Below are 24,898 nucleotides of genomic sequence, written 5' to 3'. Positions count from 1 at the left end.
AGGCTCCTCACCTGGTGCCGTCGGGGCCCGCCGGGTTCAGCGAGGCGGGGAAGAGGCTGGTCGGATGGGTCGGGGCGGTCAGCAGCGGGGACAGCATCCGGGCGATGCGGGCGAGGTTCTCGTCGTGGGCGATGGTGTGGTGGTCGGCGTGCATCTCGTGGACGGTGAGGTGCGGGCCGACGAACGCGGCGAGCCCGTTCGACTTGTCGCCGCTGGTGCGCGGCACCGCCGGGAGGTCGTTGCTGTTGCCGGGGGCGAGGAAGCCCTGGGTGGCGTGGAAGAGGGTGGTCGGCACGGGGGTGCGCAGGGGTTCGGGACGGTAGGCCTGGAGCAGGTCGCCGTTGTGCAGCATCAGTTCGTGACGGACCAGGATCTGCTGTTTGATCGTCTCCGGGTCGGGGCGCGCGGCCGAGCGCTCGTGGATGTGCCCGGCGACGAGGTCCAGCTGCCCCTGGAGGTCCAGTCCGCTGAGCGAGGCCAGTTTGACCTGCTCGCCCACACCCCAGCGCTGGCACATGGCGTTGCCGAGCATGACCAGGGAGAACGCCTCCGCCTCGACGTCCGTGACGGTGCCCCAGTCCACGCTGTCCCAGGCCTCCGTGCCGGGCATGATGGGGTCGATCGCGATCAGATGGGTCACCTCCTCCCCCGCCAGTTGGAGCCGCCGGGCCATCTCGAAGGCGAGTACGCCGCCGAAGGAGCAGCCGCCGAGGAGGTACGGCTCGCCCGGGAAGCGGTCCCGCAGTTCGTCGACGTAGTGCGCCGCCATCTCCTCGACGGAGCCGTAGGTGCGGGGCGTGCCGCCGGCGGCGGCCGCGCCGATCTGCTCCAGACCGATGACGGGCTTGTGCAGGCCCAGATGACGGGAGAGGTAGATCGCGTAGCTCACTTCGCCGTACAGGTTGTGGGCCCAGATGGACCGCCGGCTGTCACCGTGCCGGTTGATCGCCACGACCGGGGACGCCTGCCGCGGGGGCTGCGCCGCGGATTCGGGGGCGGCGGGCGGCGGGCACACCCGGGCGGCGTGCGCGGCCGAGAGCAGCAGCCACGGCTCGACGTCGAGTTCGACGACCTCGGGGGGTGGTGCGATCCAGCGGTGGTACTCCCCGTCGGAGTCCCCGGACGACGCGGCCCGTACGACGACGGTCCGCTCCGGGCCGCTGAGGGGGCGCAGGGGGTGCTGCGCCGCCGCGGCGGCCAGCGCGGCGCGCCACGCGGCCGCCCGTGCGAGCCGGGCCCGCAGGGTGCCGGCGTCCATCGGGGCGGACGGTGCCAGGGAGGCCGTGACGTCCTCCAGCCGCGCGTCCGGGCCCGGACCGGCCGCGGCGGGCAACGGGCCGGCCCCCCACACACCGGCGAGGGTCGCTGCCACCGCGGCCAGCGACTCGGCGGGGCTTTCCCCCGACGGCGCCTCCCCGGCGTCCGGGATCTGGACGAGCAGCAGCTCGGCCACGTGCAGACCGCGGTCCTGGAGGATGCGGGCGGTCTCGACGGCGACCAGGCCCGCCAGTCCGTGTCCGGCGAGACGGCAGGATCCCTCCGTCTGTACGGCCGTGACGGCGTCGGCGCAGGCGCGCGCGAGGCGGCCGATGTCCTCGGCCGGGGGCTCGCCCTCCCGGAAGCCGGGGGCCTCGATGCCGGTGACCGGGCCGTGCTCGGCGAGGTGCCGGCACAGGTGCATCACCCAGGTGAGTTCGCCCGTGTCGCCGAAGAGGCAGTACACCGGATCTCCCGGGCGGTTCTCCACCAGTGGCACCGGCCGGGCCGGGGGCCGGGGCGCCCGCGCTTTCCGGGGCGGGGCCTCGTGGCCCGTGTCCAGGGTCACCGGCACCGCGTCGGGCAGGACGTAGCCGCGGTCGAGGTGGGTGACCAGCCGGTCGACGCTGGGGTGTTCGAGGATGGCGGACATCGGGATGTGGTCGCCGTAGCGTTCCTGGACGTTCTGCATGATCCGCATGGCGCCGATGGAGTCGACGCCGTAGGCGGCGAAGTCGCGTGCCGGGTCGACCTCCCGCGGGGGGATGCCGATGCCGTCGGCGACCGCCTCGCGGACGTGGCGGCGCAGCGCGGCCAGCCGGTCCGTGGGCGCGGCGGGTTCGGGGGGAGTCGGGGCCGCGGATGCGCCTGATGCGGCTGTGACCGGGGCCGTGGCCGCCGGGACGGGATCGGTGGGGGCGGGGGCGGGAGGTGATGCCGGGGCGGGTACGGGGACAGGGGCCGGAGTGGGCGCCGGGGCGGGTGCGGCGGTGGGGATGGGCGTGGCACGGCGGGTCGGGGTGGTGGGGGGCTCGGGTGTGCGGGGGGCGGCCGGGAGCCAGTGCCGCTCGGGAGCGAAGGGGTAGGTGGGCAGGGAGACCCTGGTGCGGGTGGTTCCCGCGTGCAGCGCGGACCAGTCGACGTCCGCCCCCGCCACCCAGAGCGTCGCCAGCCTGGCGAGGTCGCCGGTGGCGGCCCGGCGCAGGGCTTCGCGCAGGTCGTCGTCGTCCACGGTGCGCGGGGTCCCGGTGTCCTCCCTCGTCGTCAGCCTCGGTGCGTCGCCGCCGTCGAGATGGGTGCGCAGCGCGTCCGCCGCGTGCGCGAGGGTGGGGGCCGTGACCGCGAGCCGCGCGGCGAGGGGCCGCCGTCCCACCTGGAGGGTGTGGGCGACGTCGGCCGGCGACACCGCGTGCAGCAGGCCGTCCCGCTCCCAGCGCTCCAGGCGTTCCAGCAGCCGGCGGGCCGCCACCAGGAGGCGTTCGTCGTCGCGTGCGCTGAGGACGAACAGCTGGTCGCCGTCCGCGGTGCCGGGCGACGGCCGGCCGGCCGGGGCGGCGGGTGCCTCCTCGACGACCAGGTGCGCGTTCATGCCGCCGAACCCGAACGAACTGACACCGGCCCGCCGGGGCAGCCGGTCGCCGGTGCCGGGGTCGGTGAACGGGGTCCAGGGGCGGGCGGAGGTGACGAGGTGGAAGGGCGAGTCGGCGAGCCTGATCAGGGGGTTGACGCGTTCGACGTGGAGCGTGGGCGGCAGCATGCCGTGGCGCAGCGAGAGGAGGACCTTGAACAGTCCGGCCATGCCCGCCGCGGTCTCCAGGTGTCCGATGTTCGTCTTCACGCTGCCCAGACCGCAGTGCTGCGGCGCTGCCGAGGCCCGCGCGGTGTCCGTGCCGCGCTCGAAGGCGGTGCGCAGCCCCGTCACTTCGATGGGGTCGCCCAGCGCGGTCCCGGTGCCGTGCGCCTCCACGTAGCCGATCGTCTCCGGCCCTGCTCCCGCCCGCTGTTGGGCCCGGGTGATCACCTCGGCCTGGGCGGCCGGGTTGGGGGCGGTGAGGGAGGCGGAGCGTCCGCCGTGGTTCGTCGCCGACCCGGTGATCACTCCGTGCACGTGGTCACCGTCCGCCAGGGCCCGGCTCAGGGGCTTGAGCAGGACCGCGCCCACGCCCTCGCCGCGCACATAGCCGTCGGCCCGGTGGTCGAAGGACTTGCAGCGGCCGTCCGGCGCCAGCATGCCCGAGCGTCCGAAGGCCTCGAACGCGGTCGGCGCCACGATGACGTTCACACCGCCCGCGACGGCCAGGTCGCACTCGCCGGTCTGCAGGGCGCGCACGGCCCGGTGCACGGCGACCAGGGAGCTGGAACAGGCCGTGTCCACGGGTTCGCTGGGGCCGCGCAGGTCGAGCAGGAAGGAGATCCGGTTGGCCAGCACGCTGTGGTCGTTGCCGGTCATCAGCTGACCGTCCACGTCCACGCCGCGTTCCCGGGCGAGTTCGCCGTACTCGGAGGAGGCCACGCCCACGAAGACGCCGCAGGCGGTGCCCGCGAGGTCCGCCGGGTCGTACCCCGCCTCTTCGACCGCCGACCAGACGGTCTGCAGGAAGAGACGGTGCTGCGGGTCCATGACGCGTGCCTCGCGCGGGGTGATCTGGAAGAACCCGGCGTCGAAGCGGTCCACTCCGTCGAGGAAGCCACCGCGGACGGGAGCCGTGTCCGGGGCGTCGGTGAACCGTCCGGGCGGTGCCTCGGAGACCAGGTCACGGCCCTGGACCAGGTTGCTCCAGAAGGTGTCCAGGTCCGGGGAGCCGGGGAACGCCCCGGCCATGCCGACGACGGCGACCGGCTCGCCGACGGCGGCGTACGGTTCCCCGACGGCGGCGTACGGTTCCCCGACGGCGGCGTACGGCGCGCCGTCCGGGGCGGGAGGGGCCGGTGCGACGTGGGGCAGCTCCTCGCGCGGGGCGGCGGTGGCGGGGGCGGCCGGTGGGGCGGCGGGGGCCGGGGCGGGCGACCGGTCCGCGGTCGTGGTCGCGGTGACCAGGTACTCGACCACGGCGGCCATGTCCCGGCAGCCGTACAGGACATCGGGGGTGAGGTCGACGCCGGTGGTGGTGGCGAGACGGTCGGCGAGCTGCACCATCGTCACCGAGTCGAGTCCGAAGTCGCTGAGGTGGTCGGCCGGGTCGATGTCGTCGGGGGTCACTCCGACCAGCGCGCAGATGGCGTCGGTGACGGTCTGCCGCATCCCGTGGACGGCGGGGGGCGCGCCGCCCGCGCGGTCGGCTGTCGGGTGCGTGGAGGTCACGGAGGGCTCCTCGGGAGAGATGGGGCCCGCGGCGGCGGGCGGACCGGGCTCGGTGCCCGGGGGCACGGACGGGGACGCGGGGCCTGTCGATTCTTCGCCGTCGGCGCTGCGGTCGGAGGCGGCGGAGTCGGCGGGAACGGACGGTGGGGCGTCGGAACCGGTCGGCGGGGCGGCCGCACGGGCGGATGCGGTGCGGATCCAGTAGCGGCCCTCGGCGAAGGGGTAGTGCGGCAGGGAGACGATCCGCGCGCCGGGACGGCCGGGCCGGGACAGGTCCGGCGTGCCGCCGTCCACCCATTCCACGAGCCGCCCCCACAGCTCCGCCTCGTGCGGTGGCGGGACCGGCCGCGTGCCCTCCCGGTCCGCGTCGTCCTGACGGGCGGTCACCAGCCGGTCGTGCGGGCGCTGTGCGGCGTAGGCGTCGAGCACCGCGACGACGTCGGCGAGGGTGTGGACGACGGCGCCCAGGCGCGCGGGCAGCGGTTCGCGTCCCACGCACAGGGTGTGCGTCACGTCCGCCACGCTCAGGCCGGCACCCGGCCCGCGGAGGAAGCCGGCGAGCCGTCCGGCGTGGGTGCGCAGCGCGGCCGGCCGCCGGGCCGACAGCACCAGCGGGTGCGGCCCGCCGGTGTCGGTCCCGGCCACGGGGACGGGCGACGGCGCCTCCTCGACGATCACGTGGGCGTTCGCGCCGCCCGCGCCGAAGGAGCTGACGGCGGCCCGGCGGGGGCCACCGGCGGGCGGCTGGGGCCAGGACGTGGGCTCGCGCGGCACCAGGAACCCGTCCTCGGTGGCCGGCCCGTCGGTGCCGAGGGTCGGCGCGAAGGTGCGGTGCCGCAGTTGGAGGATCACCTTGGTCAACTGGACCATGCCGGAGGCGGCTTCGAGGTGCCCGGTGTTCGGCTTCACCGAGCCGATGCGCAGCCGGTGCCCGTCCTCGCGCACGCCGTAGGCCTCGCGCAGCGCGGCCAGTTCGACCGGGTCGCCGACGGGTGACCCGGTGGCCTGCGCCTCCACGTACTGCACGGTGCCGGCCCCGGCGCCCGCGGACTCGAGTGCCCGGGCGATCAGTTCCACCTGCGCTGCGGCGCGGGGGACGGCGTACGCCTCGGTCGGTCCGTCGGCGTTGACCGCGGAGCCGAGGATGCAGGCGTGCACGCGGTCGCCGTCGCGCACCGCGTCCGACAGCCGCTTGAGGACCAGCGCGCCGACTCCCTCGCCGGTGACGATGCCGTCGGCGGCCGTGTCGAAGACCCGGGGCGTGCCGTGCGGTGACAGCATCCGCGCGGCGGCCAGATCGGTGTGGTGGCTGGGGTGGAGGATGACGTTGACCCCTCCGGCGACGGCCGTGCCGCACTCTCCGGAGCGCAGGCTGCGCACGGCGAGGTGGACGGCGGTGAGGGCGGAGGAGCACGCGGTGTCGACCGCCATGCTCGGTCCGGTCAGGCCGAAGGTGTGCGACACGCGGTTGGCGACGGACCAGCCGGAGGAGAACGCCTGGACGGCGTTGCCCCGGGCGCGTTCCTCGGCGCCCAGCAGGGCGTACTGGTGGTGCATGACGCCGACGAAGACCCCGGTGCGGCCGTCGGGCCGGGTGCGGCCGCGGGCCAGCCGGGACGGGGGCAGGGCGGCGTCCTCCAGGGCCTCCCAGACGGTCTCCAGGAAGAGCCGCTCGGCGGGGTCCATGCGTTCCGCCTCGCGGGGCGAGATGCGGAACAGGAGGGGGTCGAAGCGGTCGACGTCGTCGAGGAAACCTCCCCTGGCGCTGCCGTCGGCGGGGGGTTCCGCACCGGCGGGAGCGTCGGCGGCGGGGTCCGCGCCGTTCCACCGCCCGGGCGGGACCGGGGTGATGAGGCTGCGTCCGGCGAGCAGGTGCTCCCACAGCGTGTCGGGGTCCGCGGCACCCGGGTAGCGGCCCGCCAGTCCCACGACGGCGATCGGTTCGCCCTCCGCGACCGGCGGGACGGGGCCGGCCGTGCCGGTGCCGGTGTCGGTGCCGGTGCCGGTGCCGGTGCCGGGGGACGGTGTCACGGTCGGCCGCTCCCGGTGGCCGGAGGCGTCCCCGGCGGGAGGCGGCGGAGTGCCCGGCGCGGGGGCCGGTGCGGGCGCGGAGGGACCTTCCGGATGGACGGCGAGCAGCTTCGCCAGTTCCACGCGCTTGACGGCCACCAGCGCCTCGGCGACGGAGCGCACCGACTCGCCCGTGACCAGCAGCTCCTGCGGCACGGGACCGATGTCCCGCTCCAGTCGTTCGACGGCCTCCATCACGGTCAGCGAGTCCGTGCCCAGTGACGCGAGCGGCACCGCCGTGTCCACGTCGTCCAGCGGCAGCCTGAGCAGTTCGGCGAACAGGCCGCGCAGATGCTGTGTCGTCCGCGCGCCGAGCCGGTCGTCCGCGCCGTCCGGAACCGCCGCCGCCCGCCCTGCGGCCGGCTCCTCGGCACGGGCCCCGGGCTGCTCGCCCGCGGGCCGGCCGGCGGACTCGGGCGGCGGTGTCCGCCAGGCGCCCCGCTCGGCGACGAAGACGTGCTGTCCGGCCTGGTGGTCGGGCCGGCCGGGGACGCCGAACCGCCGGGCGCGGTCGAACCCGGCCTCCACGAGGAGCGCCCGCCAGGTGGCCGGGGCGAGCAACGGCCCGTGCGGCAGCCTGAGTTCGGCGTCTTCGGCGAGCCACCATCCGTCGGTGAGGCCGAAGACGGGGGTGACCGCGTCGAGGACCCGGGTGGCCTCGTTGACGACCAGCAGGCCGCCGTGGGGGGTCAGTTCGGCGACGTTGCGCAGGGTGCGCCGGATGTCCCGGGTGGCGTGCAGGACGTTGGTGGCGACGACGATGTCGTACCGGTCGGTGCCGAAGCCCTGCTTGGAGGGGTCGTCCGCGATGTCCAGGACGCGGAAGTCCGTGTGCGGGCGCCCGGCGGCCAGCCGGCGCCGGGTCGCGGCGACGAGGGAGGGCGAGATGTCGGTGACGTCGTAGGAGACGGCCGCGGCGTGGTCGTCCAGGGCGTCGAGCACGGCACGCGTGGTGGCACCGGTGCCGGCGCCGATCTCCAGGATGCGCACCGGCCGGGACGGGTCGGCGGCCACCGCGTCGGCGACGGCCGCCCGTACGGCCGCCGCGGTGAGGCGGTTGAAGTGGTGGGTGCGCGGATCGTCGGCGTAGAGCGCCGCCATGCGCCGGTCGGAGCCACCGGGGAAGAGGACGTCCAGACCGCGCCGCCGGTGGGCGAGCACGTCGGGCAGGGCGGCGGCGCACTCGTCCAGGAGGTCGAGGGTGGGGGCCAGCCGGCCGAAGCGAGCCACGAGCCGGTCGCGGAGGGACTTCCGGCGTCCCTCGTCGGGGGCCGGCGCCGTGATGCGGTCGCCGTCCCGGGAGCGGAGGTGGCCGCCCGTCTCCAGCGCCGCGAGCAGGGCGTCGAAGAGGGGCCGACGCGTTTCGTGGACGGCGAGGTCGGCCAGCAGGCCCGCGCGGGTGCAGGTGGCGCCAGGTGCCAGGGACTCGGTGGCCGAGCGCAGGGCCGCCAGGACGGCCAGGCGCGCGTAGTCGTCCACGCTGTCGAGGTAGTCGGGCGCGTACGGTTCGGGGTCGGCGTCCTGCGCCGCGCGGACGGCCGCGACCGGCGCGGCGAGTACGTCCCGGCCGGTGCCGGCCGGCGGGAGCCGGTGCAGGGTCACCGGCTCCAAGGGGGTCACCCGCGCCAGTTCCTCGAGGTCCGCGCGCAGGGGTGCGATCCGGGTGAGGCCGGCGGCGAGTCCCTGGCGGAAGGCGCGCAGTCCGTCGGCGGCGGACAGCGGCCGGACGCCCCAGCGGGCCAGCCGCTCGTGGTGTTCGGCGTCGGCGACGGCGCCCTCGTCGCCCCAGAAGCCCCACTCGAAGACGGTCACCGGCCAGTGCAGCCGCTCGGCGAGGTGCGCGCCGTAGGCGCTCATGAACGTCGAGCCGGCCGCGTAGTTGGACTGGCCGGGGTTGCCGGTGTGGGCGATGGCCGAGGAGAAGAGGGCGAAGAAGTCGAGGGGTTCGGCGGTGAGGGCGTCGGCCAGCGCGACGGTCCCTCGTGTCTTGGGGGCGAACGCGGCGTCGAAGACGTCGTCGTCCGACTGGGCGATGGTCCGGTCGGCCAGTACGAACGCGGTGTGGACGGCGCCGTCGACACCGCCGTACCGCTCGTGCATCAGGCGCACCGCCGCGCGGGTGGCGGCGGGGTCGGTCACGTCGCCGGAGACGTAGGCGACCTGCCCGCCGTGTCCCCGCAGCCGGGCGAGCGTCCCGTCCGGCAGGTCGTCCCCGGTCCGGCGTCCCATCACCACCAGACGGGCGTCCCAGGCCCCCAGCAGGTGTTCGCTGATCACGCGTCCGAGACCGCCGGTGCCGCCGACGACGAGGTAGCGGCCGCCGCGGCGCAGCGGCAGCCGCTGATCGGCCGGGGCGGGCAGCCGGACGGGGGCGAGCCGCTTGACGAGCCGGGTGCCCTCGCGCAGCGCGACCTCCGTGAACGGGGTGCCGGGCGGTTCCGCGGCGATCGCCTCGGCCAGTGCGTCCCCGTCGCCGTGCGCGCCGCGGTCCGTGAGGTCGGTGCGGGAGAGGTCCAGGCAGACGACGTCGAGGAACGGCAGTTCGCGCGCGAGGGTGCGGGCCATGCCGTGCAGCGCGCCCGCGAACGGGTGGTCGACGGGGCCGCCGGGTTCGGGCTGCTGGCTGTCGTTGGTCAGGACGACGAGCCGCACACCGCGCGGCCGGACGGCGGCCAGGGCCTGCGCCAGGTGGAACAGCGCCCGGCAGCCGTGCCGTTGGGTCCGCTCCAGGTGCCCGAGGTCGGTGGAGGAGTGGCGGCGGGTGTCCACCCCGCCGGCGAAGTAGAGCACGCGCGCCGCGGGGTGGGCGCGCAGCAGGTCCGCCAGGTCGTCGCGGGTGCGCGGCGGGTCGAGGTCGACGGCGCGGCTGCCCTCGCCGTGACGGCGGACCAGGGCGGCGGCGAGTCCCGCGTCGTGGCCGGCGGTGAGGACCAGCGCCGGGCCGGTGGGGCCGGGCGCGGCCGACCGGGGCTCGACGCGCCAGACGGGCGTGAGGTGGGGCACCTCGGCGGCCTGCGGCGGCCGCACCACGGTCAGCCCGGTGAACTCGACGAGGACCCGGCCCTGCGCGTCCGCCATCAGCACGTCGCACGTGGCCGTCCCGCGCTCGGCGTCGGCGGACACCAGGCGGGCGTGGGCGTACCGGGCGGCCCGGTCGGCGTGGTGCACGAGGACCCGTGCGACGGCCGCGGGCCGGGTGGCCGGTTCGCTCCACGCGGGCAGCGCCCCGTGCACGGCGTGCAGGGCGGCGTCGGTGGTGCCGGGGTCGCTGATGCCTCCGCCCGCGCGGCCGGCCGGCGCGGGAGCGAGTTCGGCCAGTGCCTCTCCCTCCCCGGACCACAGGCGCTCCACCCGGCGGTACGACGGGCCGTAGCCGAGGCCGGCGGCCCGTGCGCGGTCGTAGAAGTCCTCCTGCCCGGTCCGCCGGGGGCAGCGCTGCCGTACGGCGGCGAGGTCGAGCGGTGCGGCGGTGTCCCGGGGCGGTTCGTCAGCGGGGGGTGCCGCGGGCACGGTGACCGTGGTGTGCGCGGCGTGTCCGTCCCCGGTGCCGATCCGGACCTGGAGGGCTCCGTCCCCGGCGTCGGGCCGTACGCGGACGACGGGCTGTACGCCGTCGTCCACGACCAGCGGGGTGCGCCAGCGCACGTCGGTCAGTTCCGCGACGGTCCGGCCCGCCGTGCGTTCGGCCGCCGCGCGGGCCAGTTCCAGGAGGGCGGCGCCGGCCAGTACGGGCCGCCCGTCGACGAGGTGGTCGGCGACCCACGGGTGGTCCGGGGAGAGCCCGGCCTCGAACTCGGCCGTACCGTCCGCCGCCGTGCCCCGCTCGGTGAGCGGTGTCCCCGCGGCCGGGCGGGCGGCGTCCCCGGCCGCCGGGGCGTCCACGGTGTCGGGCCAGTGCACGGGCCCGTCGAAGGGATAGGCGGGCAGGGACACGAGGCGCGGGCTCCGGCCGGGCCGTCCGCCGGGCTCGGGCAGCGCGGAGTCCTCCCCCGTCACCCAGCGGGCGGCGGCCTCGTGCAGGCTGCCGGCGGCCGGACGGACGGACACGGCCGCCGTCGCCCGCCCCGGCTCTCGGGGGGCTGCGTGCCCGCTCGCGTGGGCGGTGCCGGTCGCGACGTACTCCGTGAGCGCCTCCCGCAGCCGCTCCCGGGTCGGTACGACGAAGGCGGCACGATGGTCGAAGGCCTCGCGTCCGGTGCGCAGGGTGTGGGCGATGTCCGCCAGGTCCGCTCCGGTGGACTCCGGGCCGTCGAGGAACCGGGCCAGCCGGCCCGCGGCGGCCCTGAGCCGGTCCGGTGTCCTGGCGGACAGCACGACCAACTGGTCCCCGCCCTCGGCGGGCCGGGCGCCGGCGTGGTCCCGGTACTCCTCGATCACGGCGTGGGCGTTGGCGCCGCCCGCGCCGAAGGAGCTGAGGGCGGCCCGGAGCAGGGTGTGGCCGGGCAGGGGGTGCCACGGTTCGGCGGTGTGCTGGAGGCGGAACGGCGTCCCGGCGAAGTCGATCCTCGGGTTGGGCGGGTCGCTGTGCAGCGTGGGCACGAGCGTACGGTGCCTGAGCTGGAGGAGGATCTTGGTGAGACCGGCGATGCCGGCCGCGGCCTCGGCGTGCCCGATGTTGGGTTTCACGGAGCCCAGCGCACAGTACTGGAGTTCTCCGGTGGCCCGGCCGAACACCCGGGCCAGCCCTTCGATCTCGATGGGATCGCCGAGTTCGGTGCCGGTGCCGTGCGCCTCGACGTAGCCGATGCCCGACGGGTCGATGCCGGAGCGGCGCAGGGCCGCGCCGATCACGGAGGCGTGGGCGCGCGGGGACGGCACGGTGTAGCCGTTGGTGCGGCCCCCGTGGCTGATGGCGGTGGCCCGGATGACCGCGTCGATCCGGTCGCCGTCCGCGCGGGCCGCGGCGAGCGGTTTCAGCACCACGGCGCCCACGCCCTCGCCGGGCACGAATCCGTTGCCGCCGTCGCCGAACGCCCGGCACACCCCGTCCGGGGAGATCATGCGCTGCTCGGCGAGCATAGCGTACTTCATCGGGTGCAGGTTGAGGTGCGCGCCGCCGACGACGGCCGTCCGGCATTCGCCGTGGCGCAGGCTCTCGCAGGCCAGGTGCAGGGCCGTGAGGGAGGCCGAGCAGGCGGTGTCGACGGTCAGGCTGGGGCCGTGCACGTCCAGGAAGTACGAGAGGCGGTTGGCGAGGGAGAACTCCATCGAGTAGGCGGGAACCGGGTTGCCCTTCCCCCACTCCTCCGCGCCGACCAGGCCGTACGCCAGGCCGGTGGCACCGACGAAGACGCCCACCGCGTGCCCCTCGTCGGTGCGGGTGGCGTGGTGCAGCCGCGCCCGCGTGTATCCGGCGTCCTCCAGGGCCGACCAGGCGACCTCCAGGAAGAGCCGCTCGGCGGGGTCCATCCGCCGTGCCTCGCGCGGCGCGACGGAGAAGAACAGCGAGTCGAAGCGCGCGACGTCGTCGAGGAAGCCGCCCCAGCGGCCGTAGCTGGTGCCCGGCCGCCGGTCACCGCGGTCGAACCAGCGGTCCTTGTCCCAGCGGTCCGCCGGTATCTCCCGGATGCCGTGCCGTCCCTCGGCCAGCATCCGCCACAGCTCCGACACGTCGCGCGCGCCGGGATAGCGACCCGCCAGTCCGATGACGGCGATGGCGTCGTCGGGCGCCGGCTCCTCGCCCGCCGGCCGGCCGGCGTGGGCGGCGGCCGGGAGGGGGGCGGCGGAGCCGGTGGAGCCGGCGCGTCCGGGGGGCGTGGGTACGGGGGACGACGCGGCGTCGGGCGTGGGTGTGGGTGAGGTGGGGTCGGGTGGAGCCGCCGGTGACGGGGGGCGGTCCGTGGTGGTGGTCAGGAGCGCCGGGCGGTGGTGGGCGGCCAGGTGGCCGGCCAGGGCGTCGATCGTGCGGTGCTCGAACAGCAGGGTCGCGGGCATCGGCCCGAGCCGGTCCTCCAGGGCGGCCGTGAGCCGCTTGATCATGACCGAGTCGATGCCGAGCGCGGAGAACTCCTGGTCGGAGCGGAGCGTGCCCGGCCGGATGCGGGTGAGCCGTGAGACCAGGCCGAACAGGAGGTCCCGTGCCGGACCGGTCGCGTCCGCGGTGTCCCGCTCGGCCGCCGAGTCCGTGGAGGGTACGGGGTCCGTCGCCGCGGGTGTGGCGTGGGTGCCGGCCGTACCCGTGAGGCGCTGCTCGACGAACCGTTCGATGCGCGACCGGTGGCCGTGGATCACCACGATCTCGCGCGCCGGGGAGCCCAGCGCGGCCGCCATCGCCTCCAGTCCCGTACCGGTCGGCATCGCGACCATGCCCTGGAGCTGTTCGACGGCCGCACGGTCGGTGTCGCTGAGGGTCATGCCGCCGTCGGCCCACAACGGCCAGCCGACCGACACCGTCCGCCCGCTCCGGCGGCCCTCCTCGACCAGGGCGGCCCGGTGGGAGGCGAAACCGCCCAGCGCGCGGCTCGCGGCGGCGTAGTCGGCCTGCCCCGGGTGCCCGGCGTATCCGGCGAGCGAGGAGAACAGCACGAAGTGGTGCAGCGGCTCGTCCCGCGTCGCCTCGTCGAGGGTGCGGGCGCCGGCCAGCTTGGGGGCCAGTACGCGCGCGTGCGCACCGGATGCCTTGTTGGCGAGGTACGCGTCCTCGTTGACCCCGGCCAGGTGCAGCACGCCGGTCACCGGGCCGAAGGCCGACCGGGCCTCGGCGACGGCCTGCCGCACGTCGTCCAGCCGGGTCACGTCTCCGCGGACGTAGCGGACCCGCTCGCCGGCGCCGGGGCCGAGCCGGCGCAGAAGGTCCTCGGCCCGGGGGCCGGGGCGGGAGCGGCCCAGCAGGACCAGCCGGGTCCCGGGCGCTGCCGTCAGGTGCTCGGCCAGACTCAGCGCGATGCCGCCCCCGCCTCCGGACAGCAGCTGGACCCCGTCGGCGGGAAGCGTCGCCTCGCCCGGCGTCAGCCGGGCCGGGGTCAGGGTCCGCACCCAGCGTCCGGTGCGGTCGTGCCGTACCTGGTGCAACGGCGCCGCCGGGTGCGCCAGTTCCTCCAGGGCCAGTGTCACGGGGTCGGTCGGGCCGTCCGAGGACACGGCGACCATGTGGAGGCGGCCGTCCTCCCGGACCGCGATCGAGCAGAACCCGCCGAGCGCGTCGGCTGCCTGCTCCCGGTCCTCCCCCACCGCCGCGCAGGCGATCCGCGGGCGCTCGCCGACACGGCCCCGGATCAGGGTGCGCACGGCCGGGTACACCAGGTCGAGGCAGTGCTCGGGCCCCTCGCCCGTGACGAGGACGATCCGATCGGGCAGCGCGTCGGCGGCACCGAGGGAGGACCACATCCGCTCCCACGACGCGTCGTCGGTGAGGGAGACCGTGTCGGGGCGCGACGCCGGCCATGGTCCGGTGACGGCCTCGACGACCCGGCCGGTGCCCGGCCGGACGAGGCCGGGACGGCGGGCCGCGGCCGGGTCCAGCACGATCAGCGGCGGACGCCCGTGGGACGGGGGCCGGCCGGCGACCGGTTCGGCGCGCACCCAGCCGGAGGTGTAGGCCACCGGCTCGTGCCGGCCGGGAGGGGTCGCGCCGGACGGCCGTGCCGTCCTCAGGAGGGCGGCGGCGTCGGAGACGGAGAGGTCGCCGGTCCTGACGCGTTCGAGGATGTCCCGCCGGTTCTGCCTGGAGATCACCGCACACCTTCCATGAGCCGTTCCGCCTCGTCCACGGAGAGGCGGCCGTCGTTGAGTGCCTGGAGCAGCCCGGGCAGCGCGTCGCCCGCGTCCGGTGCCGAGTCGGTCAGCGGGTCGGTCACCGGATCGGCCGCCGGGCCAGGCGCCGAGTCAGCCGCCGAGTCGGGCGCTGATGGGTCGTCGAGGGGTTCCGCCCAGTGGCGCTGCGGGTCGAACGGGTAGGCCGGCAGGGAGATGCGCCGCCCCGCGCTCGCGGGCAGCCGGCCCGTTCCGGCCGCCCAGTCGCGGGCCGCCGCGTAGGGGTCGGTGTCCGGCGAGGCGGGGTCGGCCGGCCCGCCGGTGCCCCGGGCCGCCGATCCGGTGAAGGTGTCGGGGCCCGGCTGCCCGTCGAGCAACCGCCGTATCGAGGCGGCGAGTTGTGCATTCGTCCCGACGGCGAACGCCGCGCGGTGGGTCATCGGGTCACGTCCCGTGGCGAGGGTGTGGGCGATGTCGGCGAGGGCCGGCGGGGTGCCGCGGTCCGGTCCGTCGTCGGTGAGGAAGGCGTGCAGGTCCCGCAGCCGGGCCCGCAGGCGGTCGGGGGTACGGGCGGACAACGGGACGACGACCGGCCGGCCACCGGCGTCCGGTGCCCCGGCGCGGGTGTCGGGGTGGTCCTCCAGCAGGACGTGGGCGTTGGTGCCGCCGAGCCCGAAGGCGCTGACTCCCGCCCGCCTCGGGGCGTCACCGGCCGGCCACGGGGTCGGGCGGTCCACCACCCGGAACGGGCTCCCGTCCAGGTCGAGCAGCGGGTTGGGCTCGGTGAAGTGGAGCGTGGGCGGCAGCAGGCCGTGGCGCATGGCGAGCACCGTCTTGACGACGCCGGTGAGGCCCGCCGCCGCCTCGGTGTGGCCCACGTTGGACTTGACGGTGCCCAGCAGGCACCACGGTTCGGCCGTCTCGCTCGCCGCCTCCCCGGTCCCGGCGGCGAACGCCTTGCGCAGTCCCCGTACTTCGATCGGGTCGCCCACCTCGGTGCCGGTGCCGTGCGCCTCCACATAGGTGACGGTGCGCGGGTCCACCCCGGCCTCGCGGTGGACCGAGGCGATCAGGTCGGCCTGGGCCGTCGGGTTGGGCATCATGAGCGAGTCCATGTGTCCGCCGCCGCCGTGCGAGACGCCGCTGCCGCGCACCAGCGCGTACACGGTGTCGCCGTCCGCGAGCGCCCGGGACAGCGGTTTGACCAGGACGGCCACGCACCCCTCGCCGCGCACCATGCCGTTGGCGCCCCGGTCGAAGGCGGCGCACCGTCCGTCGGGCGACATGATGCCGAGTTGTCCGAGGGCGACGAAGAGGTCCGCGGTGAGGAAGAGGTGCACCCCGCCGACGATCGCGGCGTCGCACTCGCCGTGCCGGACCGCGCGCACCGCCCGGTGCAGCGCGGTGAGCGAACTGGAGCACGCCGTGTCGACGGCCTCGCTGGGGCCGCGCAGGTCGAGTTGGTAGGAGACCCGGTTGGCGATGAGGCAGTGGCCGTTGCCGCTGACGACGTGTCCCTCGCGGTGCCGGCCGGCCCGGTGCAGCTGCCAGTCGTAGTCGCGGGAGGTCGCGCCGATGAAGACGCCCGTACGGCTGCCGCGCAGGTCCGCGGGACGGTGCCCCGCGTCCTCCACGGCCTGCCAGGCCGTTTGCAGCATCAACCGTTGCTGGGGGTCCATGAGTTCGGCCTCCATCGGTGTCAGGCCGAAGAAGTCCGCGTCGAAGCGGTCGACGCCGTCGATGAAGGAGCCCCAGCGGCTGTTGACCTTGCCGGGAGTGCGGTGCGGGTCGCCGAAGACCTCCCGCCAGTCGAAGCGGTCCCGGGGGATCTCCCCGACCAGGTGCGTCCCGTCGCGCAGGTGACGCCACCAGGTCCGCAGGTCGGGCGAGCGGGCGTACCGTCCCGCCATGCCCACGATGGCGACCGGGTCGTCGCCCGCCCCGCCCGCGAGTCCGCCGGCCCGCAGGGGCCCCGGCTGCGGCGGGGTGTGCTCCGTGGAACCCGTCGGGCCGGGCGTGCCGGTCTCGTCGGCCGGGGCCGCGGGCGCCGGCCGCTTCGCGCGCGAGGCGGTCGGCGCGTGTTCGGCGAGGTGTGCCGCCAGCGCGTCGATCGACGGGTGCTCGAACAGCAGGACCTTGGGCAGCCTGCCGAACTCCGGTTCCAGGGTGCGCACCAACTGGATGGCGCTCAGGGAGTCCATGCCGTAGCGGTCGAACGGGGCGGCCGGGTCCACCTGGTCGGGGGCCAGTCCGAAGAACCGGGCGAAGACGGGGAGGAGCCGGTCACGGACCTCCCCGGCATCGGCCGACGCGGGCTCCGGCACACGCGGCGCCACCGGTTCGGGCACGGCGGGCACGAGGGGTGCGGGGGGCGCGGCGGGACGGTCGGGCGGCACGGGTGGGGCAGGGGGCCGGGGGCTCTCCCGCCGGCCGGCGTCGTCCCGTGTCACGGGTGCGGGCGCGTCCGCCGGTACCCGGCTGTAGATCACCGCGTTGTCGAACCCGGTCTCCGGCAGGTCCGGCGCGCCCAGCGCCCACGTCGCCCCGAACCCCTGCTCCGCGAGCGCGGCGCGCCAGCGCGGTACGTCGAGGAACGGGGAGTGCGGCAGCCGCGCGTCGGCGTCCACGGCCGACCAGTAGCCGGGCAGCGGTCCGATCATGGCCGTCATGCAGTCGTGGTCGCGCACCAGTTCCTCGAGGACCAGCGCGCCGCCGGGTGCCAGCAGGTCGCGGATCCGGCCGAGGCTCTCGCCCAGATGGCGCGTGGCGTGCACGGAGTTGGCGGCCACGACGATGTCCGCGCAGCCCGGCGCGAAGCCCTGCTCCCGCGGGTCCCGGTCGAGGTCGAGGACCGTGCACGTGAAGTCCACCGGGGTGTCGGCGAACCGGGCGCGGGCCGCGGGCAGGAAGGCCGGGGAGACGTCGGTGAACCGGTAGTGGACGGCATCGCCGTGCTCGGCGACGGCGTCCAGCAGGCGGCGTGTGGTGCCGCCCGTGCCGCCGCCGATCTCGATCAGGGTGACCGGGCGGCCGGGCCGGGACTCCCGCAGGGCGCGGACCCGGCCGGCCACCAGGCGGGCCACGATCTCGTTGTGGTGGTCGGCCACGGTGTTGCCGTCGTAGATGCCCAGGAGCAGGTCCGGGTGGTCCGGGGAGAAGAAGACCTCCAGTGCGTCCGCCCGGCCGGTGAGGATGTCGGGCAGACGGGGCAGGCAGACGTCGACCAGCCTGAGCCAGGGGGCCAGTTCCGGGTGCTCGGCGGCCAGCGCCGCCGACTCCGCCGGGAAGTCGGGGCCGGCGCCGGAGGGGTCGGGCACCTCGGCCGTCATCGCGGCCAGCGCGTCGGCGAGGCGGCCGTGGGCGTCCTCGTCGGCCAGCAGGGCGCGCAGGCGCCGCGCGGTGAGGAGCCCACCGTGCCCACCGTGCCCGCCGTGCCCCCCGGACTCGCCGTGCTCGCCGTGCTCGCCGTGCCCGCCGGGCTCGTCGGCGAGCAGCCGGGCGGTCCAGCGCCTGAGCAGGTCGTTGAGCCGTTCCATTCCGCGGGCGGCATGACGGCCGGAGAATCCGCTCCGCCGGATGTGCCGCCGTACGTCGAGCACTTCGGGCGGGGTGTCCGGTGATCCGGAGGGTGCCGGCGCGACCTCCACCGGGGCCGCCACGGTGTCGGTGTCGGTGTCGGTGAACCAGTGGCGCGCGCCGGCGAAGGGGTAGGTGGGCAGGGCGAGGCGCACGGTGCCCGGGTCGGGCGCGGCCCCGGCGGGCAGCGGTTCGCCGTCCGCCCAGGCCCTCGCCGCGGCGAGCAGGGTGGCGTCCGGGTCGTCCTCGGTGGCCGCCGCGCGGACGCCGCCGGGGTCCCGCGGGTCGGCGAGACAGGCGTCCATCGCGGCCAGCAGGCCCTCGTGGGAGTCGGCGACCAGGGCGAGGCGGTGTTCCATCGGCTCGCGGCCGCCGTGCAGCGTGGCGGCGACCCCGTCGAGCGGGAGGCCGGGCGTCGCCGCGAGGAAGTCGCGGTGGCGGCGCAGCAGCCGCCTGAGCGCCGCGCCGTCGCGGGCCGAGTACGGGAAGAGCCGGGGGCGGCGCGGGGCCGGGGCGGTCGTCCGCACCGGCGCCTGTTCGATGACGGCGTGCGCGTAGGAGCCTCCGAAGCCGAAGGAGCTGACGCCGGCGAGGCGGGGCCGCCCCTCGGGCGGGTCCCAGGCGAGGGGGCGCGGGTTGACGAAGAGCGGGGAACCGTCGAACCGGCAGTGCGGATTGGGCGTCCGGTGGTCGGGCATGGCGGGGATCGTGCCGTGCCGCATCTGCAGTACGGCCTTGACGACGCCGACGAGACCGGCCGCGCCCTCGGCGTGCCCGAGGTGCGCCTTGGCCGACCCGACCGCGCAGAAGGCCGTACGGGACGTGTGGTGCCGGAAGGCCGCCACGGCGCCCTCGATCTCGATGGGGTCGCCCAGCGCGGTGCCGGTGCCGTGCGCCTCCAGGTAGCCCAGGGCGTCGGGTTCGATGCCGGCGCGTGCCCAGGTGTCGAGCAGCAGCCGGGTCTGCCGGTCGGGGCTGGGCGCGGTGACCGAGCCGGCGCGGCCGCCGTGGTTGACACCGACCTCCCGGATGACGGCGTGGACCGGGTCGCCGTCGGCGAGGGCCCGGTCGAGCGGTTTGACCAGGACGGCGACGACGGCTTCGGCGGGTACGTAGCCGTCCGCCCGGTCGTCGAAGGTGTGGCAGCGGCCGGACGGCGACAGGGCTCCCAGTGCCGAACTACGCACGTAGTGCTGGGGGTCGAGGACGAGGTTGGTCCCGGCGGCGAACGCCATGTCGCACTCGCCCCGGCGGACGGCGGCGACGGCCAGGTGCAGGGCGTACAGGGAGGAGGAGCAGGCGGTGTCGACGACGAGGGAGGGCCCGGCCAGATCGAAGTGATGGGCGATGCGGTTCGCCGCCATGGTCGCGGACGTGCCGGTCACGTCGTGGGCGCCCATCCGCCGTCCGGCTGCGGTCATGGCCTGGTCGTAGTCGTTGAAGCAGCGGCCGACGAAGGTGCCGGTGGAGGAGCCGCGCAGCCGGCCGGCGACCGCGGCGTCCTCGGCGGTCCGGTGGAACACCTCCATCAGGAGGCGGGTCTGGGGGTCGAGGCCCTCCGCCTCGGCCGGGGTGAGGCCGAAGAAGGCCGCGTCGAAGCGGGTGACGTCGTCGAGGAAGCCGCCGTGGCCGCAGTCGGTGGCGTCCGGCCGTGTGCCGTCCGGGTCGTGGTAGAGGGCGTGGTCCCACCGGTCGGCGGGGACGCCGGTCACCAGGTCCCGTCCGGCGACGAGGTCGGCCCAGAGGCCGGCGGGGTCCTCGGATCCGGGGAAGTACCCGGCCATGCCGATGACGGCGACGGGCTGCTCCCGGCCCGGTACGCCCTCGTCACCACCCTTCACTGACGTGGCGTCGGCGGGGGCGGGTGCGTCGTCCGGTACGGGCGGGGGCGTCTCGCTGCGCAACGCGGCGCGGACGGCGTCGGGGTGGGCGTCGAGGAGGTGGCTCACCAGCCGTTCGCCGTCCGGGTACCGGAACAGCGTGGTGGCCGGCAGGTCCACACCGAGCCAGGAACCCAGCTCCCGCGTGAGGCCGACGAGTTCCACCGACGTCAGGCCCAGGCTCATGAAACCGGAGGACCGCAGCGAGGCCGCCGGCACCGTCCTGCCCGCCCGGCGCAGGGCCGTGGCCACGGAGGCGGTCACGCGGGCGTCGAGGGGGCCGCGCGGGTCGGCGGCCGGGGACGCCCCGGTGGCCGGGGTCTCCAGTGCCGCCGTCAGGCGGTCCGGATCACCGTGCAGGACGACGACGCGTTCGGTCCCGAGGGTGAGCGCCGTCTCCAGGGCGTCGAGGGCGGTCGCGGTGTCCAGGGGGACGGACCCGGTGCGGGCGAGGACGCGCTCCCGCAGTGCCGGTTCGATGCGCATGCCGCCGTCGCGCCACAGGGGCCAGTCGACGGCGACGGTGGCGCCGTGCCGTTCGCCGGCCCGGCGCAGTTCCTCGCGCCGGGCCGCGAAGGCGTCCAGGGCGCGGTTGGCGGCACTGTAGTCGGCGCCTCCGGCGCTGCCCGCCGCCGCGGCGAGCGAGGAGCAGAGCAGCAGGTAGTCGAGCCGGTCCTCGGCGGTCACGGAGTCGAGTGCCGCGGTGCCGGAGAGTTTGGGGGCGAGCACCCGCTCGGCCGCGTGCCGGCTCTTGTTGACCACCAGGGCGTCCTCCACGACGCCGGCGGCGTGCACCACGCCGGTCAGCGGCCCGAACCGCTCGCGGACCTCCCGCACGGCGGCGTCCAGCGCCTCCCGGTCGGTGACGTCGGCGGTGAGGTACACGGCCCGGGCGCCGAGGGCCCGCAGTTCCGCCACGGCCGCGTCGGTGCGCTCGCCGCGCGGCGAGCGGCCGAGCAGCGCGACGCACACGTCGCCGGAGGCGGCGATGCGGCGGGCGGTGTGCAGTCCGAGTCCGCCGGCCCCGCCGGTGATCAGGTAGACCCCGCCGGGCCGGCTCAGCCGGACGGACGCGGTGGGCGGTCCCGCGGGGACGAACACCTCGGTCAGGCGGCCCCGTTCGGTGTGCCGGACCTCGGTGCCGTAGCGGTCGGCGGGCGCGTACGCCTCGGCGAGCAGCGTGTGTGCGGTGACGTCCGGGGTCCGGTGCCACACCGTCTTCAGCAGGAGCTTGGGCTGTTCGAGGCGGACGCTGCGGGCGAGGCCGCCCACGGCGGCGTGCGCCGGGCTCGCGCCGTGCGCCGCGTAGACGTAGACCACCGGCAGGGGCCGGGTGAGGCCGACGGCGAGGGCGCGGCACAGCAGGAGGGCCGACAGGACGCCGCCGACGCTCGTGTCGCCGGTGGTGTCGCGGCCGGACAGCGGCCAGAGGTGGAGGACCGCTCCGGGCGCGCGGCCTTGCGCCCGCAAGGTGTCGACCAGGCGGGCGTAGTGCCCGGCGTCGCCCGGCTCCACCTCGAACGCGTCGTCCCCGGTGCGCAGGTACGACATGCCGGGGCGGACCTGGACGACGTCGGGGTGGAGGGCGCGCAGGGCCCGTACCCGGTCGGTGTCGGCGTCCAGCACCAGCAGCGGGCCGTCGGGCAGGGAGCCGGGCACCGTGGCCGCCGGGGGCAGGGGCAGGGGGCGGGTGTCGGGGACGTGGAGGAGGGTGGCGGGGCGGCCGGAGGGGCCGGGCTGCCGTGTCACCGGCTCGTCGTGCGCCGGGGGTGGTGTCTCCCGCGCTGCCTCGCCGATCCAGTAACGGCGGCGTGCGAAGGGGTAGGTCGGCAGGGAGATCCGTCGGGCTCCGGCCAGGAGGGGCCATTGCGGGGGCCCGCCGCCGGCCCACCGTCGGGCGGCCGCCGCCTCGGCGGGGCCGTCGCCCGCACCGCGTACGTCGGGGCCGGGGCCGGTGCCCGCGCCGGTACCGGGGACCGGAGAGTCGGTGCCCGCGGACTCCGTGCTCACGGATCCCGTGCCCGTGCCCACGGACTGCGCGCTCACGGACTCCGTGCCCGCAGAGGCCGTGCCCACGGACTCCGTGCCCGCGTAGGCCGGTGAGTCCGGTGTCCGTCCGTCCGCGAACGCCGCCAGCGCGTCGGCGAGTTCGGAGGCCGTTGCGGCCACCACGGCGAGGCGGTGTTCCATGGGGCGCCGGCCGGTGCGCAGGGTGTGCGCCACGTCGGCCAGCCGCAGGCCGGGCCGGGCCCGCAGGTGCTCGGCCAGCCTTCCGGCCTGTTCGCGCAGCCGGTCGGCGGACCGTGCGGACAGCGGGACGGCCAGCGGACGGTCCCCGGCGGGTGGTGCGCCGGTGTCGTGGCCGGTGAACTCCTCGACGATCACATGGGCGTTGGCGCCGCCCGCGCCGAAGGCGCTGACGGCGGCCCGTCGCGGGAGCGGCCGGCCGTCGGCCGGGTCGACCGGGGCGGGCCACGGCTCCGGGGCGGCGGGCAGCCGGAACGGCGTCCGCTCCCAGCGGATGCCGCCGGCCGGCGCGCCGACGTCCGCGAGGGCCGGGAGGGTGCGGTGGCGCAGCGCCATCAGCACCTTGGTCAGTCCCGCCATGCCGGCCGCCGCCTCCAGGTGCCCGATGACGGGTTTGGCGGAGCCGATCACGCAGTGGCCGGGGTCGTCGGAGTGCCGTCCGTACACCGAGCTCAGCGCCTCGACCTCGATCTGGTCGCCGAGCACCGTGCCGGAGGCGTGCGCTTCGACGTAGCCGATCGAGCGCGGCGGCACGCCCGCGTCGGCCAGCGCGGCGGAGAGCACCCGGGTCTGGGCGTCGGGGCTGGGCACGGAGTAGCCCCCGGTGCGCCCGCTGTGCAGCAGCGACGAACCCCGCAGGAGCCCGTGGACGTGGTCCCCCGAGGCGAGCGCGTCGGCGAGCGGCCTGAGCACCAGGACGCCGACGCCCTCGCCGGGGACGTACCCGTCCGCGTCCGCGCCGAAGGGGCGGCACCGTCCCGTCGGTGAGAGCATCCCCAGTTCGGCCAGCCGCAGGTACTTGTACGGGTGCAGGGACAGGTTCACGCCGCCGACCAGGGCCGCACGGCACTCGCCCCGCCGGATGGCGTCGGCGGCCAGGTGCAGGGCCGCCAGGCTCGCGGAGCAGGCGGTGTCCACGGTGATGCTCGGCCCGGTGAAGTCGAAGAAGTACGACAGGCGGTTGGACAGGGCGGAGGACCAGGAGCCGGCGGCGCGGGCCGTGCCCTCGCGCAGGCGGTCCAGACCGTGGAGCTGGTAGTCGTTCCACATGGCACCGGCGAAGACACCGACGGCCCGGCCGGTCTGCCCGGCGAGTTCCTCCGGGGTGAGCCCGGCGTCCTCCATCGCCTCCCACGCGGTCTGCAGCAGGAGCCGCTCGTGCGGGTCCATCAGCTCCGCCTGGTCGTCGGTCAGGTGGAAGAAGGGCGCGTCGAACTCGGCGACGCCGTCGCAGAAGGCGCCCCAGCGGGAGTACGTCCGTCCCGGGGTGCCGCGGTCCGGGTCGAAGTAGGGGGCGTGGTCCCAGCGGTCCGGCGGGACCGGGCCGGCGCGGTCCTCGCCCTCGGCGAGCACGTCCCAGAGTTCTTCGGGCGTCCGGGCGCCCGGGTAGCGCCCGGCCAGTCCGACGATCGCCAGCGGCTGGGCCCCGTCCGCGGCCGGGGGCGAGGGGAGCGGAGCGGGACCGGAGACCGGCGGCACGGCCGCGGCGGGCGACGGGGGCGGCACGGCGGCGGCCTGCTCGCCCCTCCCGGGGGCCGGCGGTTCGCCCGTCCCGGGGGCCGACGACCCGCTCGTTCCGGCGGCCGGGAGTACGGGCGTCGCGGCCGGGCGGACCTGCGTCGTGGAGGCCTGGAGTACGGGCGCGCCGAGGGCCTGGCGTACGGGCGCCCCCTGAGCCGGAGTCACGGCGTCCGGGTGTTCGGTTCGCAGGTGCTCGGCGAGTCGCCGGACCGTGGGGTGCTCGAACAGCAGCGTGGGATACAGCTCGGTGCCCAGCATGTCCTCGAGGTCGGCGGCCAGGCTCAGCAGGTCGACCGAGCCGAGGCCGCACTCGTAGAAGCCGAGGTCCCGGTCGAGCGCCGTGGGTTCGACGCCGGCGCGGCGGGCGACCAGGACCGCGATCCGCTCCTCGAAGCCGCCTTCCGCGACCGGTGCCGGCCCCGCGGGCCCGGGCGCGTCGCGCCGGGCGGCGGGTGTCCGGCCGCGGTCGGTGATCAGCGCGGCGGACCGGACCCGCTTGGCCCGGAAGCCGACGAACTCGGCGACCACGTCGCCGCCGGGCTCGCAGACGTCGATGTCTGCCTGGAAGAGTTCACTGTCGAAGCCGCCGGTGACCGGCCCCGGCACATGGACCAGGTTCTCGGCACCCACTCCCGCACGGGCCCGGAACGACTCGATGTACAGGGGGATGTAGGCGTGGTGGGGCGTGCCGAGGTCCTGCTCCGGGAACAGCAGCATCGGCACCAGGGTGGCGAAGTCGAGCACCGCCGGGTGGGCGTGGAAGTCGCCGAGGTGGGCCACCGCCTCGTCCGCGAGCCGCATGCGGGCCAGCGCGTGTCCTCCGGTGACGTGCACGCTGCCGGAGGCCCGCATGAACCCCTGGTGGTGGATGTCGAGCGCGCGGACGAAGCCGTAGAGGTCGTCGATGTCCACGGTGCGCGGTGCCGCGGCGGTCAGGGCGGCCGGGTCGATACGTCGCCGGGCCCACGCGTCGGCGGGGTGGAGTTCGGCCGTGCAGTTGGTCTCCCACGGCGCCCCGGGGTCGCCGCCCGGGCGGCTGCGCACGGTGACGGGCACCGGCTGTCCGGGCCCGGTGTCGCCGAGGACGACCTCCACCGGCGTCCGGTCGTCCGAGCCGACGATCGGGGCGTGGAAGACGATGCGGCGCAGGACGACGTGGGCCGGATCGACCCCCGCGCGTCGCACGGTCCGCAGCACCAGGTCGAGGAGGAAGACGCCGGGCAGCACGGGCACCCGGTGGACCAGGTGGTCACGGAGGGCCGGGTCGTCGGCGGTGACGCCGGTGCCGGCGCGGCGGCCGGCGAGCGGACGCAGCGGGTCGTGGGGACGCTGGACGGATCGGTTGTCCGGCATG

The 24,898-nt window shown here is 76.3% G+C and carries 2 protein-coding genes; both read right to left on the bottom strand.

The genetic code is table 11. The annotated features are described in order from the left end of the window. Nucleotides 1-7 precede the first annotated feature (7 nt). Nucleotides 8-14,302 (bottom strand): SDR family NAD(P)-dependent oxidoreductase, encoded by a 14,295-nt coding sequence (locus FHX78_RS36945; protein ID WP_167531917.1) that lies wholly within the window; start codon nt 14,300-14,302, stop codon nt 8-10. Then, on the bottom strand, nt 14,299-24,897 hold the full coding sequence (locus FHX78_RS37990) for an SDR family NAD(P)-dependent oxidoreductase (RefSeq protein ID WP_145870965.1): 10,599 nt from the start codon (nt 24,895-24,897) through the stop codon (nt 14,299-14,301). Before FHX78_RS37990 ends, FHX78_RS36945 begins: the two co-directional genes overlap by 4 nt. Nucleotide 24,898: the final 1 nt, after the last annotated feature.

The sequence above is a fragment of the Streptomyces capillispiralis genome (assembly GCF_007829875.1).
GTDB classification, from domain to species: Bacteria; Actinomycetota; Actinomycetes; order Streptomycetales; family Streptomycetaceae; genus Streptomyces; species Streptomyces capillispiralis.
The sequence above is the reverse complement of the archived record's forward strand: the minus strand, read 5'-3'. Positions and strand labels throughout refer to the sequence as shown.